Annotated in this window: 13 protein-coding genes; 8 read left to right on the top strand and 5 right to left on the bottom strand. The window is 72.4% G+C overall.

Annotated features, from left to right (window positions below):
* The first annotated feature begins 51 nt into the window (after nt 1–51).
* Nucleotides 52–525 (top strand): ATP-binding protein, encoded by a 474-nt coding sequence (locus tag ACGH7X_RS02740; RefSeq protein WP_399881191.1) that lies wholly within the window; start codon nt 52–54, stop codon nt 523–525.
* A 222-nt stretch (nt 526–747) separates the two neighbouring features.
* Here the strand turns inward: ACGH7X_RS02740 and ACGH7X_RS02735 are convergent, their stop codons facing one another.
* Complete coding sequence (locus ACGH7X_RS02735; protein ID WP_399881189.1) at nt 748–1,308, bottom strand: GNAT family N-acetyltransferase; 561 nt, start codon at nt 1,306–1,308, stop codon at nt 748–750.
* Between the two features lie 154 nt (nt 1,309–1,462).
* On the opposite strand from ACGH7X_RS02735, the gene ACGH7X_RS02730 reads away from it, so the two are divergent.
* From ACGH7X_RS02730 to ACGH7X_RS02715, 4 genes are all read left to right on the top strand, one after another.
* Nucleotides 1,463–3,358 carry a SpoIIE family protein phosphatase gene (locus ACGH7X_RS02730; RefSeq protein ID WP_399881187.1) on the top strand — a complete coding sequence of 632 codons (1,896 nt, stop codon included), beginning with the start codon at nt 1,463–1,465 and terminating at the stop codon, nt 3,356–3,358.
* Between the two features lie 244 nt (nt 3,359–3,602).
* Nucleotides 3,603–4,046 carry a hypothetical protein gene (locus ACGH7X_RS02725; protein ID WP_399881185.1) on the top strand — a complete coding sequence of 148 codons (444 nt, stop codon included), beginning with the start codon at nt 3,603–3,605 and terminating at the stop codon, nt 4,044–4,046.
* A gap of 116 nt (nt 4,047–4,162) precedes the next feature.
* Nucleotides 4,163–4,840 carry a class F sortase gene (locus tag ACGH7X_RS02720; protein WP_399881183.1) on the top strand — a complete coding sequence of 226 codons (678 nt, stop codon included), beginning with the start codon at nt 4,163–4,165 and terminating at the stop codon, nt 4,838–4,840.
* A 147-nt stretch (nt 4,841–4,987) separates the two neighbouring features.
* Entirely contained in the window at nt 4,988–6,139 is a 1,152-nt protein-coding gene (locus ACGH7X_RS02715) for a SchA/CurD-like domain-containing protein (protein ID WP_399881181.1), read from the top strand.
* Between the two features lie 89 nt (nt 6,140–6,228).
* Here ACGH7X_RS02715 and ACGH7X_RS02710 read toward each other — a convergent pair whose 3' ends face one another.
* Nucleotides 6,229–7,257 carry a methyltransferase gene (locus tag ACGH7X_RS02710; protein WP_399881179.1) on the bottom strand — a complete coding sequence of 343 codons (1,029 nt, stop codon included), beginning with the start codon at nt 7,255–7,257 and terminating at the stop codon, nt 6,229–6,231.
* Between the two features lie 47 nt (nt 7,258–7,304).
* Nucleotides 7,305–8,375 (bottom strand): nitrous oxide reductase family maturation protein NosD, encoded by a 1,071-nt coding sequence (locus ACGH7X_RS02705; protein WP_399881177.1) that lies wholly within the window; start codon nt 8,373–8,375, stop codon nt 7,305–7,307.
* A gap of 105 nt (nt 8,376–8,480) precedes the next feature.
* Here ACGH7X_RS02705 and ACGH7X_RS02700 point away from each other — a divergent pair, with 105 nt between their 5' ends.
* On the top strand, nt 8,481–9,017 hold the full coding sequence (locus ACGH7X_RS02700; protein ID WP_399881175.1) for an isochorismatase family cysteine hydrolase: 537 nt from the start codon (nt 8,481–8,483) through the stop codon (nt 9,015–9,017).
* A gap of 60 nt (nt 9,018–9,077) precedes the next feature.
* Here ACGH7X_RS02700 and ACGH7X_RS02695 read toward each other — a convergent pair whose 3' ends face one another.
* The gene (locus ACGH7X_RS02695; RefSeq protein ID WP_399881173.1) at nt 9,078–9,569 is read right to left on the bottom strand and encodes a DUF5949 family protein; all 492 of its coding nucleotides are present in this window, start codon (nt 9,567–9,569) and stop codon (nt 9,078–9,080) included.
* A gap of 111 nt (nt 9,570–9,680) precedes the next feature.
* A complete protein-coding gene (locus tag ACGH7X_RS02690) occupies nt 9,681–10,397 on the bottom strand; it encodes a FadR/GntR family transcriptional regulator (RefSeq protein ID WP_399881171.1) in 717 nt (238 codons plus the stop codon).
* A gap of 126 nt (nt 10,398–10,523) precedes the next feature.
* Between ACGH7X_RS02690 and ACGH7X_RS02685 the strand changes: the two genes are divergently transcribed.
* On the top strand, nt 10,524–11,453 hold the full coding sequence (locus tag ACGH7X_RS02685; protein WP_399896736.1) for a dihydrodipicolinate synthase family protein: 930 nt from the start codon (nt 10,524–10,526) through the stop codon (nt 11,451–11,453).
* An 89-nt stretch (nt 11,454–11,542) separates the two neighbouring features.
* Complete coding sequence (locus ACGH7X_RS02680; protein WP_399881169.1) at nt 11,543–13,012, top strand: MFS transporter; 1,470 nt, start codon at nt 11,543–11,545, stop codon at nt 13,010–13,012.
* Nucleotides 13,013–13,022 lie beyond the last annotated feature (10 nt).

Genomic DNA, 13,022 nt, shown 5'->3' with positions numbered 1-13,022 from the left:
GGGGTAGACGGGCTGGCGTAACGGTCAAGGCTCAGGAAGAGGGCGGATCGGATGGACGGGGCTGCCCAGAATGGGGATCGGCCGAGAGTGGGGCCGGTCAAGGTTTCGGCAGAGTACGAGGGCATCCCCGGCGACATCGCCCGGGGCCGGGAGCTGGCCAGGAGATTTCTGGCCCGGGCACGCGCGGCCCAGGGGCTCGCCGTGTCCGACCGCGCGGTGGAGCTGGTGCAACTGGTGGTCAGCGAGCTGCTGACGAACGCGTGCAAATACGCGCCCGGGCCCTCACTGGTCGACCTGGAGCTGGCCGAGGACCGGGTGGAGGTCACGGTGTGGGACAGCGAACCGGTGCTGCCGGTGGCCGCGACCGCCGACCCGGGCCGCGTCGGCCGGCACGGGCTGGAGATAGTCATGGCCGTCTGCCAGAGCTTCGAGGTGCACCGGGAACCGGTCGGCAAACGCATGAGGGCCGCCGTGGGTCTCGCCGACGACCTGAACGGCACGGCCGCCCTCGGCCGCCCGGCCTGACCCGGCCGCGACGGGGCGACCACGGCCGTACAACACGGCGCTCCCAGCCGGTGGGGTGGAGCCGCCCGGCGCCGCCGCCGGCCCATGGACCGGAGTCACTCGCCTCGGCCCGCACGCGGTACCCGGGCGCCGTGGTCCCTGCCGGCGATCCGACCGGCTCGGACGCACCGGACCGTCCGGCCGGGCCGACGCGACCGGCGGCATGGAGGACCGTCGCGCGCGCTACCGCCCGCCGGGCGGCCGGACCCCGGCGCCCTGTGCCCGGAGCCGGTACACGACGGAGCGTCGCAGGGGGCCCTCGGGGATCTCCGGGTCGTCGAAGTCGTCGGCCGGGTCGTAGGTCATGCCGAGGCGGCTCATCACCGCCCGCGAGCGCAGATTGCCGGCCGCCGTCACCGCGAGGACCTCCGCCAGGGCGAGGCCCTCGAAGGCGTGGGCCACCGCGGCCCGCGCGGCCTCGGTGGCATAGCCGTGGCCCCAGGCCGTGCGGGCCAGCCGCCAGCCGGCCTCCACCCCGGAGAACGGCATGCCCTCCTCCACGGGATCGAGCCCCGTGAACCCGATGAACTCGCCGGTGGCGGCGACCTCCACCGCCCACCAGCCCCAGCCCCGCCGGTCGAGGTCGGCCTGGAAGCGGGCCACCGAGGCCTCGCTCTGCTCCCGGGTCAGCACCCCGGGGAAGTACTCGCGGACCACCGGGTCGGCGTTCATGGCCGCCCACGGGTCCAGGTCGGACGCCCGCCAGTCGCGGAGCACGAGACGATCGGTTCGGAGTTCGGACATCACGTGAACGTACGGGGACCGGGCCGGCGGAGCGACCGATTTTCGGCGCCGATTTTTACGTCCGATTCCTCCCTCTTCGGCCCTGTGGGGCGGTTCATCCCCGCCCGCCGGGGGAACCTGGCGGGATGGACGCCATCGGAAGGCTGTGAGGGTCGTGACGTCACGCTGGGCGGGCCACCGGGAGGGCGAGGAATCAGGGCACGACGGGACGGACGAAGCGCCGGAGCCCGAGTTCGCCCGTGCCGTTCTCAGCGCCTTGGGCACCGGCGTCCTCACCCTCGGCCCCACCGCCCGGATCACCTCGGTGAACCCCTGGGCCGAGCGGCTGCTGGGACGGTCGGAGCAAGGGATGCTCGGACACGACGCGCACGACCTCCTGCACCGGCACGCGGACGGCAGCCCCGTGCCGCGCGAGCAGTGCGCCCTGCGAAACCCCCTGCACGGGATGCCCGCCGAGGAGGGAGGCGAGGAGTACTTCCAGCGGGCCGACGGCACCGTGGTCCCCGTCATCTGGGCGGCCACCCCGCTGGTCCGCGAGGGACGGCGGGAAGGGCTGGTGCTCGTCTTCCACGACTTCAGCCTGCACCGCAGCGCCGCCGAGGAGACCGGGGCACGGACCGCCGCCCTGGAGGCCCTCACCGCCCAGCTGCACCTGGTCGCCGAGATCTCCACGGTCCTGGTGCCCACCGAGCGCACCTCCACCATGCTCCGCCGTCTCGTACGCCTGCTGGTACCGGAACTGGGCCAGTGGGCGGCGGTCGACGTCTACCCGGGGCAGTCGGACGTACTGGAACGGGTGGCCGTCCGCAGCAGCACGCACCCGGACCGGGCCAGACGACTGCGCGGTCCCATGGCCTCGCTGCCGGACCAGGCCCGCGCCGCTCTGAGCCTGCTCGTCAAGGGCGAACGGCCCGTGCCGCTGAGAGCGGACGACCTGTTCCAGGACCCGGAAAACCCGCTCGCCGCGACCCACCGGGTGCTGTTCGAACGGCTCGGCGGACACACGGCCGTCGTCGTCCCCCTGCGCACCCGGCAACGGTCCTACGGAATCCTCACCGTGGCCCGCGCCGGTGAGCACCCCGCCCCCAGCGAGGCCGAGGCCGCCCTGCTGGCCGACATCGGCCGCCGCGTCGGGCTGGTCCTGGACAGCGCCCGGCTCTACCACGAGCAGCAGAACGTCGCCGAGACCATGCAACGCCAGCTCCTGACGCCCCTTCCACAGGTCGACCACCTCCGGATGACCGCCCGCTACTGGCCCGCCGAGAGCGCCATGGAGGTCGGCGGCGACTGGTACGACGCCTTCCTCCTCGGCGACGGGGTGATGGCCCTGGTCATCGGGGACGTGGTCGGACACGACCTGCAGGCCGCCGCCCACATGGCCGAGGTCCGCAACATGCTGCGGGCCCTGGCCTGGGACCACCAGGAGCCGCCCAGCGTGATCATGCGCCGCCTGGACGAGGCGGTGACCAACACCAGCGACGCGCCCATGGCCACCCTCGTCTTCGCCCGTATCGAAGGCGCCGAGGGCGGCCCCTGGCGGCTCCACTGGGTCAACGCCGGGCACCCGCCGCCCCTGCTGATCACACGGGACGGCGAGACCCGCTTCCTGGAGGGCGGCCACGGCCCGCTCATCGGCATGAGCGCCACCCTCCGCCTCGGCCTGAACTGGCCCGACACCCGCGAGGAACTCCCGCCGGAGAGCATCCTGCTGCTCTACACCGACGGCCTGGTGGAGAGCCGCGACCGCCCGATCGACGTGGGCATGGACCAGCTCCGCCACCACGCCGGCGTACTGGCCCACCGGCTGGAGGGGTGGAGCGTCGACGACTTCTGCGACGAACTGCTCGCGCGCATCGCGCCCCGCGGCGACGACGTCGCCCTGCTCGCCCTGCGCCTGCCCGCTGCCGGCGTCGGTGCCCCCGGCGACACCGAGCCGCCTCCACCACCCCAGACCGGGCACAGCGAGGCCACCCCCGACCGGGCCGCTCCCGGCTCCCGCCGCCAACAGGCCGAGGTACAGGACCCGACCCACACCGACCCGGAGGAGTAGCGGGCGCGGACGACTGGCCGCCGCGGGTGACACCCCGTCCGGAACGGGTCAACTCGCCTGCTGTCCGGACCTGTTCGCCGCTCGGTGCGAGGCGGCACCAGCACCCGGACGGACGGGGCGTTCACCCGGCTGAGCGCCTTGAGTGGTGCGAGACGGACGGCTGACTGACGGTGATTCACGTCGGGGCCGGGTCACTTCAGCTGACGAAGCACCAGCTGCCCGGTCGTGACGGAAGGAACCTCAGATGCGTTCTGCTCGCATGCTCCTGACCACGGCGGCGGCCTCGGCCGTCTTCGTCCTGGGCGCTCCCGGCGCCTACGCGGCGGCCGGTGGCGACTGGGACCACGACGACTCTTCCTACAGCAAGGAGCACGACAACGGAGGCAAGCACGAGGAGCCGCGCGGCGGAATGCACACCGGTGGCGGTGCGCTGGCCGCGGTGAGCGAGGGCGACTGGGACGGCGGCGGCGGCCGTGAGTCCAAGGAGGGCTCGGAGACCTACAAGCAGGACGAGGGCGAGAAGTCCTGGGGCGGCGGTGAGCAGGAGAAGCCGCGCGGCGGGATGCACACCGGCGGCGGCGGACTGGACACGCCGACCACGACCGCGGGCGGTCTTGCCGTCCTGGCCGTCGCCGCGACCGGTCTGTACGCCGTGCGACGCAAGAAGTCGGCTCACGGAGTGGCGTAAGCCGTGCCGGGCGCGATAGCAGCCGGGCCGCCACCCAGGAACCACGGGGCGGCCCGGCTCGCTTCCTCCCTCCACCGTGTCCGCCCTGCCGCCCTGCCCCAGTGAGGTGGTCCTCGATGGCAGTCCCCCCTTCCGCCCCCGCCGACGACGAGACGGCGCCGACCGGTCAGGGTTCCCGCTCCGGCCTGATGGTGCTGTGCGCCGTGGCCCTGCTGATCCTGGCGGTGAGCCTGGTCGGCGGCAACGACACGTCGGCCGACTCCTCCCGCCCTCCGATGCCCGCGCGGCCCGGCACGTCCGCGTCGGCGGCCCCGTCCGCGACCGGCCCGGCCACATCCGCCCTGCCGCGGTCCAAGCCGGTGCGCCTGCTGATCCCGGAGATCTCCGTCGACGCCCCCTTCACCGACCTGGCCATCGGCGACAAGGGGCAGCTCCAGCCCCCGCCGGCCGGCGACACCAACCTCGTGGGCTGGTACGCCAAGGGCGCCTCCCCCGGGGAGAAGGGCACCTCCGTCATCGCCGGCCACGTGGACACGAAGACGTCCGCCGCCGTCTTCGCCCGCCTCGACCAACTGGACGAGGGCGACGTCTTCCAGGTCGAGCGCGCCGACGGACGCAAGGCGTCCTTCGTGGTCGACAGCATGGAGACCTTCGAGAAGGACGACTTCCCCAGCGAACGCGTGTACGGCGACGCCGACCGGCCCGAGGTACGGCTGATCACCTGCGCGGGCGACTACGACCGCAAGGCCAAGGACTACACGGACAACCTGGTCGTCTTCGCCCACCTCACCTGAGCCCGCGCGCCGTGCCCCGGCGCCGGTCACCCGCGCAGTGCATACGACTCGCGCGCCGTCGGGGGCGGGCACAGGATCGAGACACGCTGGCGTCGCATCACCGCGGCCGACGTTCAGTTCCGCCCCCGCGAAGGAGATGTGCGCAGGATGACCACCACGTCCACCCCTGCTTCCGAACCGCTGACGCGACAGGTGTCGCACCAGGTCTCGCAGTCCGTGTTCGACGGCTCCAGGCTCCGCGTCGTCCTGCTGGTGGAGGTCTACGACGGAGCCCAGCAGCAGTTCCTCGAGACGTACGAGAACCTGCGCAGCCACGTCGAGTCCGTCCCCGGGCACATCGGCGAGCAGCTGTGCCAGTCCATCGAGAACCCCTCCCAGTGGCTCATCACCAGCGAGTGGGAGAGCGCACCGCCGTTCCTGAACTGGGTGAGCAGCGAAGAGCACGTGCGGATGGTCGAACCGCTCCACAGCTGCGTCCGGGACACCAGGTCACTGCGCTTCCACGTGGTCCGCGAGACCGGCCGTCCGGCGGCGGGCGCCGAGCCCGGCCGGGGCGGGCTCCAGGCGGCGCCCCGGATCGGCGACGGTGTGATCCGGCACGCGCTCACCTTCACGGTGAAGCCGGGCGGCGAGGACGCGGTCGGCAAGATCCTCGCCGACTACGCCTCGCCCGAGCCGAAGGTCGACGACACCACGCGACTGTGCCGTACGTCCCTGTTCCTGCACGGCAACCGGGTGGTGCGGGCGATCGAGGTGCGCGGCGACCTGCTCGCGGCCCTGCGGCACGTGGCCGAACAGCCCGAGGTGCGGGCCGTCGAGGAGGCCATCAACCCGTACCTGGAGCAGGACCGGGACCTCGGCGACCCGGAGTCCGCCCGGGTGTTCTACACGCGGGCCGCGCTGCCCGCCGTCCACCACGTGACGGCGCGGGAGCAGGACCCGGCGGCGCAGCGGCACGCGCTCTCGTACCCGGCCCGGCCGGGGTGCGGCATGCGGCTGGCCCAGCTCCTCGCCGAGCGCGACGAGACGGCGGCCGACGATCCGCGCGGTCCGGTCCTGTGCAGCACGATCTTCCAGCGCGACGACGTCGTGGTGCGGCTGGTCGACGTACGGGGCGACCTGCACGCCGGCGATCCGGCCGTGATCCTCGGCCTTCCGGACCCGGGCCGGGTGACCGAGCTGACGACCCTGCTGGACGGTTTCACGGAGGCCGGTTCCCCGGCGGACGGCGGACTCGTCCGTGCTCTCGAGGGCGCACGGATGGAGTTGGTCACCGACCGGCGGGCGCCGGACGCCTGACCCCGCCCCCGCGGCCCGCACACGCGTCGGCCGCCGGATCGCGACGTGCGCGGTCCGGCGGCCGACGTGCCGTGTGCCTCCCGGTCAGCTCACTCGGGCACGGTGCAGTCGAAGGCGTGCAGGTAGGGGTTGACCGGGCGGATGTCGTCGATGACGAGGCCCGCGTCGGTCAGCCGCCCGACCATGCTGTCGGTCGTGTGCTTGGCACCGCCGACGTTGAGGAGCAGCAGCAGGTCCATGGCGGTGCTGAACCGCATCGAGGGCGTGTCGTCGACGAGGTTCTCGATGACGACGACCCGGGCGCCGGGCCCGCCGGCCTCCATGACACCCCGCAGGGCGCGGGCGGTGCTGTCGTCGTCCCATTCCAGGATGTTCTTGATGACGTACACGTCCGCCCGCACGGGAACGGCCTCGCGGCAGTCGCCCGGCACGATCCGGACGCGGTCGGCGAGCGAGCCGCCCTCGCGCAGCCGGGGGTCGGCGTTCTCCACCACCCGCGGCAGGTCGAGCAGCGTGCCCTGCATGGACGGGTACTTCTCCAGCAGGCTCGCCACCACGTGCCCCTGGCCGCCGCCGATGTCGGCGACCGACGTGCTCGCCGACAGGTCGAGGAGCGCCGCGACGTCCTGGGCCGACTGCCGGCTGGAGGTCGTCATGGCACGGTTGAAGACCTCGGCCGACTGGGGGGCGTCCTCGTTGAGGTAGGTGAAGAACTCCTTGCCGTACAGGCCCTCCACGACGTTGCCACCGGTGCGCACCGCCTCGTCGAGCAGGGGCCACGCGTCCCAGGTCCACGGCTCGGTGCACCACAGGGTGATGTTGCGCAGGCTGTGCGGGTCGTCCTCGCGCAGCAGGCGGGACATGTCGGTGTGCGCGAAGGTCCCGTTCCTGTGCTCGGTGAAGACGCCGTAGCAGGTCAGGGCGCGCAGCAGCCGGCGCAGCGGCTTGGGCTCGGTCTTCACCGCGGCAGCGAGATCCTCCACGGCCGTGGGGGTGTCGCCGAGCGCGTCGGCGACGCCGAGCCGTGCGGCCGCGCGGAGGGCGGCGGCACATGCCGCCCCGAACACGAGCTCCCTCAGCCGCATGGGCGGGGGTGGGGCAGTCTGTGCGGTCGTCATGTGCCGCTTTCCTTCCTTCTTCGGTGCACGGGGTGGCTACGGCCGGCTCAGCACATGCCCGCGGGCTTGGAGGCGCCGCAGGTGTTGCCGGTGAAGGTGTTGCTCTTGCCGGTGTCGCCGGTCCCGGCGTTGACCAGGTCGGCGGGGGAGTTGTCGTGCAGCCGGTTGCCGTTGACCTCGTTCTTCGAGTTGGCGGTGCCCACCATGCTCGCGGCCAGGACGATGCCGCCCGACATCGACGACTTGCCCGAGTTGCCCTCGACCGTGTTGTCGGCGACCAGGACCTTCTCGACGCCGGTCAGGACGATGCCGGAGCCCTGGAGTGCCTCCAGTCGGTCGGTCTTCGGGCAGGACTTGTTGTTGCGCACGACGTGGTTGTCGCGCACGACCAGGTCGCCCGCCTTGGGCTTGTTCTCGTCGCCCACGACGAACACGCCGGCGCAGTTGCCGGTGATGTGGTTGTCCGCGACGGCGAGGTTGCGCAGCCGCCGGACGGTGACGCCGACGCGGTTGCCCTCGAGCCGGTTGTGCGCGACGAGGGTGCCCTCGGTGTCGGCGGCGCCCTCCTCGGTCTTGACGGTGTTGGCGAGGAAGATGCCCGCGTCGCCGTTGTCGCGGGCGGTGTTGCCGCGGATGATGCCGTGGACCGAGCGCTCCTGGGCGATGCCCCAGACGCCGTTCTTCACCGCGGTCACGTTCCGCACGGTCAGGCCGTCGGTGGCCATCGAGAACACACCGGTGCGGGTGAAGCCGGTCACCGTGAGGTCGGCGACGGTGATGCCCTTGACGTTCTTGTCCTTGGTGCCGATCACGCAGATGCCGTTGCCGCCCTCGGCGCAGGTGTTGTCGGCCGCCTTCTTCGTGCTGGGCTTGATGACCGTGCTGCGGCCCACGCCACGCAGGGTGAGCCCGGGGGTGCTCACCTTGACGCTCTCGTGGTAGGTACCGGGAGTGACGAGGACGGTGTCGCCCGACTTGGCGCCGTCCACCGCCTTCTGGATGGATTCCCCGGGGTGGACCACGTGGGTCAGGGGGACGGAGGACGCCGGAGCCGCACCGAGCCCCGTGCCGATCATCGCTGCGGTGCACACCAGGTACACGACATGGCATTTCTTCATATTCCGCACGCTATGCCCGACATAATCGGCCACGGGCGGGATAAGCCATCCGACGGCGTGTCATGAACGGACGGTGTACCGGCACCCGGTGGCAACCTGGGCGGCATGGGCAAGACCGCGCTGATCGTCATCGACATGATCAACACCTACGACCACCAGGACGCCGAGTCCCTGATCCCCGCCGTGGAATCCGTACTGCCGCAGGTGACCGGCCTGCTGGAACGGGCGAGGCGGCAGGGCGTCCCCGTGATCTACGTCAACGACAACTTCGGGGAGTGGCGCTCGCACCACGGCGAGATCCTCGACAAGGCACTCTCGGGGCCGCACTCCCGGCTCGTCGAGCCGCTGAAGCCCGACGAGTCGTCCCTCTTCGTGGTCAAGGCCCGGCACTCGGTCTTCTTCGAGACCCCGCTGACCTATCTGCTTCACCAGCAGGGCATCGACCGGCTCGTGCTGTGCGGGCAGGTGACCGAGCAGTGCGTGCTCTACTCGGCGCTCGACGCCCACATCCGCCATCTCCAGGTCATCGTTCCGCGTGACGCGGTCGCCCACATCCACGCCGATCTGGCGGACGCGGCGCTGCGCATGATGGAGCGGAACATGGGCGCCCGGGTGTGCGACAGCGGCGAGTTGTGGACCTGAGGCGGCCCGCCGCCAGGCCGTGACCCGCCGCCGGGCCGTGACCGGGGCGGGCCCCCGGCGTCAGCTCCGCAGGCTGCGCACGGGCAGGACGAGCTGCGCCGCCGACGAGAGCGTGTCCGCGTGGTTGGCGAAGGCGGCGACCGCCTCGGGGTCGCCGGGCTCGCCCCCGGACCACGGGCGCGTGGCGAAGATGAGGCAGGCGTACCCCCGCGCGTCGACCGCGGCCCGCCACTGCGGGGTGGGGACGAACTGGGCGTTGACTCCGGGCATGGTGAGGGCCGCCGCGCCCGGCACGACGAGCAGGCCGACGGGCAGGGCGGGCAGGACGCCGGCGTCGAGGACGCCGCCGCCGCCCACGGCGAGTCCGGCACGGCTCAGCAGGCCCTCGACGGCGGCCGGGGTGGCCTCGGGGCCGCCCTCCCCGTCGCCGAGGGAGCAGGCGAGCAGGAAGGGGACGTCGCCGTCGGGCGTCTCACGGCTCCAGGACATGATGACGAGCGTGCCGAGGTCGGCGGTTCGCAGCGGGCGCGGGTCAGTGGAGATCGAGGTCACCGCGAAACCGTAAGCGGGCGCCGGGACGCACCCGGGCGACTCTCACCCGTCCGGAGGACGTCCTCGCGTTTCTTCACACGAACGAGGGGTGCTCGCTCGAGCGGTGCTCGCTCAGTGCTGCGACAGCCGGCCGCGGATGTCGTCGAAATGCCGGTGCACGGCCCTCTCCGCGGCCTCCGCGTCCCCCGCGCGCACGGCGTCGACGATCCTGGCGTGCATACGGGCCAGCTCCTCGCCGTCGGCGGCCGTACCGAGCCCCTGCGCCTGCGCCCGCACCCGGTGGAAGGCGCTCCAGAAGGCGTCGAGGAGCTCGCTGAGCAGGTCGTTGTCCAGCGAGCGGTGCAGCGCCCGGTGGAAGGCGCGGTCGGTGCGGGCCGCGATCTCGCCCGCCTCGCGCACCTCGGTGTGCATCGTCTCCACCAGCGCGTCCAGCTCGGCCAGGTCCTCGCCGGGCAGCCGGCCGGCCAACTGGTACATCAGCCCGGCCTCCAGGGCCTCGCGCAGCTGCAGCAGCTCGAGCAGGCTGCCTTGGCCCCGGCGGTGTCCGACCACGGTGCGAAACGCCATAGCCTCGGTCATCGGCTCCAGCGACATGGTGCCGACGTAGGTTCCGAAGCCGCGCCGGATCTCGACGATGTGCATGGCCTGGAGGGACTTGAGCGCCTCGCGCAGCGAGTTGCGGCTGACGCCGAAACGCTCCATCAGCTCCGTCTCGGTGGGCAGCGGGTCGCCGGGGCCGAGGCCCTGTTCGACGATCAGTTCCTTGATCTTCTCCTCGGCGTCGGCGGCGACCGAGCCCATGTGACGTCCCCTCTCGACCCTTGACATCCCCTGCTCCGTCATGTGTCACTCTAACAGGACGTGGGACATCCTACGTCCTCGGTCACCGGGACCCCCGGCGCGCTGCTGCCCGCCGCCGTCCCGGGACACGAACAGCACGACCTGGAGTACCGCATGCCCATCCCCACGCCGCTGCGCGGCGTCGTTCCCCCGGTCATCACCCCCCTCACCCCGGCGGGGGAGGTGGACACCGCCTCCGTGCGCCGGCTCGCCGAGCACCTGATCTCGGCCGGTGTGCACGGTCTGTTCCTGCTGGGGTCCAGCGGTGAGACCGCCTACCTCACCGACGCCCAGCGGCTGACCGCGCTTGAGGCGGCCGTCGAGGCCGCGGCGGGCCGCGTGCCCGTCCTCGCCGGGGTCATCGACACGACCACCGCCCGGGTTCTGGACCGGGCCGCCGACGCGGTCCGGGCGGGCGCCGACGCGCTCGTGGCCACGGCGCCCTTCTACACCCGCACGCACCCCGTGGAGATCGCCGGCCACTTCCGGCGCGTGAGGGAGGGCGCCGGCCTGCCGCTGTTCGCCTACGACATCCCCGTCGCCGTGCACACCAAGCTGCCCCGCGACGTGGTCCTCGACCTGGCCGCCGACGGCACCCTCGCCGGGCTCAAGGACTCCAGCGGCGACGAGGGCTCCCTGCGCCGCCTGCTGGTCGAACTGCGCCGCCGCGCCCCCGGCTTCTCGGTGCTCACCGGCTCCGAACTCACCGTCGACGGCGCGCTGCTGGCCGGCGTCGACGGTGTCGTGCCCGGCCTCGGCAACGTCGATGCGCACGGCTACGTACGCCTCTACGAGGCCGCGCGGGCCGGGGACTGGGCCGCCGCCCGGGCCGAACAGGACCGGCTCGCCGCCCTGTTCGCCCTCACCGACGCGGGCGACCCGGGCCTGATGGGCCCCAGCTCCAGCGCGCTCGGCGCCTTCAAGGCCGCCGCCCACCTGCTCGGTCACATCGACTGCCCGGCCACCGCCGCGCCACAGGTACCGCTCGACGAGCCGGCCGTGGCCCGGGTCCGCGCCCGGCTCACCGAGGCCGGACTCCTGTGACCCCCGGACCGGGGCCGCCTGCCCGCGGCCCCGGTCCAGACCCGCCCCCAGACCCCGCCGCGCGTCTCCCCACCCGCATTGGATCCGTCATGTCAGCTGCGCGTACGACCCCGACCTCTCCGCCCTGGTACCGCGAGATCACCCGGGCAAAGTGGAAGGCCTTCTTCGCCGCCTGGATCGGCTACCTCCTCGACGGCTTCGACTTCGTCCTCATCACGCTCGTGCTGACCGAGATCGCGGACGACTTCGGACTGTCCACCGTCGAGTCCGCGAGCCTGGTCTCCGGAGCCTTCATCACCCGCTGGCTCGGCGGCGCCGTGCTCGGCGCGCTCGGCGACCGCTTCGGCCGCAAGAGCGCCATGGTGGCCAGCATCCTGCTGTACTCGATCGGCACCTTCGCCTGCGGCTTCGCCTGGGACTACACCAGCTTGTTCACCGCCCGGCTGCTGATCGGCATGGGCATGGCCGGCGAGTACAGCGCCAGCGCCACCTACGTCCTGGAGAGCTGGCCCGCCCGGCTGCGCAACCGCGCCTCCGGCTTCCTCATCTCCGGCTTCTCGCTGGGCGGCGTCCTGGCGGCCGAGGCCTACGAGCACGTGGTGCCCGGACACGGCTGGCGCTGGCTGTTCTACATCGGCCTGTTCCCCGTCGTCGTCGCGCTGTGGGTACGGCGGGCCCTGCCCGAGGCCGACGACTGGGAGGCGCGGGTGGGAGCCGCCGGTGAACGGCCCAACCCCTTCCGGCCGCTGTTCGCGGACCGCCGCCGGGCGACGGTCAACACGGTGCTCGCGGTCGTCGCCACGGGGTCGCTCTTCGCGGTGTTCACCCCGCTCGGCGCGGGAGCGGTGCCCGTCCTGTCGGTCGTGGCCACGGCCTGTCTCGTCGCCTTCGCGGTCCAACTGGGCGGCCGCAAGAGGTGGGTGCTGTTCGTCGCGCTCTGCGTCACCGTCTTCTGCGCCTTCCTCTACAGCTGGCCGGTCCAGGCCCTGCTGCCCACCTATCTCAAGACCGAACTCGGCTTCACCCCCGCGCAGGTCAGTGACGCGCTCTACTTCGCGGGGTTCGGCACGATGGCCGGCTGCATCGTCACCGGCTTCATCGGCGACCGGTTCGGCACCCGCAAGGCGTACGCCTTCACCCTGCTGGTCGGCATCGCCTTCGTGTTCCCCGTCTTCGCGATCCGGGACAGCCAACTCCAGCTGGGCATCCTGCTGTTCCTGATGCTCGCCTGCATGCAGGGCATCTCCGGGCTGCTGCCCAAGTACATCGCCGGGCACTTCCCGACCGAGACCCGCGCCGCCTCCCTGGGCTTCACCTACAACGTCGGAGCGCTGGGCGGCGCCGTCGCGCCGGTGCTCGGCGCCAGGCTGGCGTCGACCATGTCCCTGGGACAGTCGCTCGCGGTGCTGACCTTCTCGCTGACTCTCGTGGTGATCCTGCTGATCGGTTTCGACGTCCCGAGCCGGCTCAACCGGCTCGTCGATCCCGAGGCGGTGCCGGACTACCTGGCCGCCGAGGCGGTCCCGGACAGCCCGGGGCACATACGGTCGGCGACGTGATGCGCGTGGC

Source organism: Streptomyces sp. BBFR51 (genome assembly GCF_044591655.1).
GTDB lineage: Bacteria > Actinomycetota > Actinomycetes > Streptomycetales > Streptomycetaceae > Streptomyces.
Note: the sequence above shows the minus strand (reverse complement) of the source record. Positions and strands in the feature narration are given on the sequence as shown.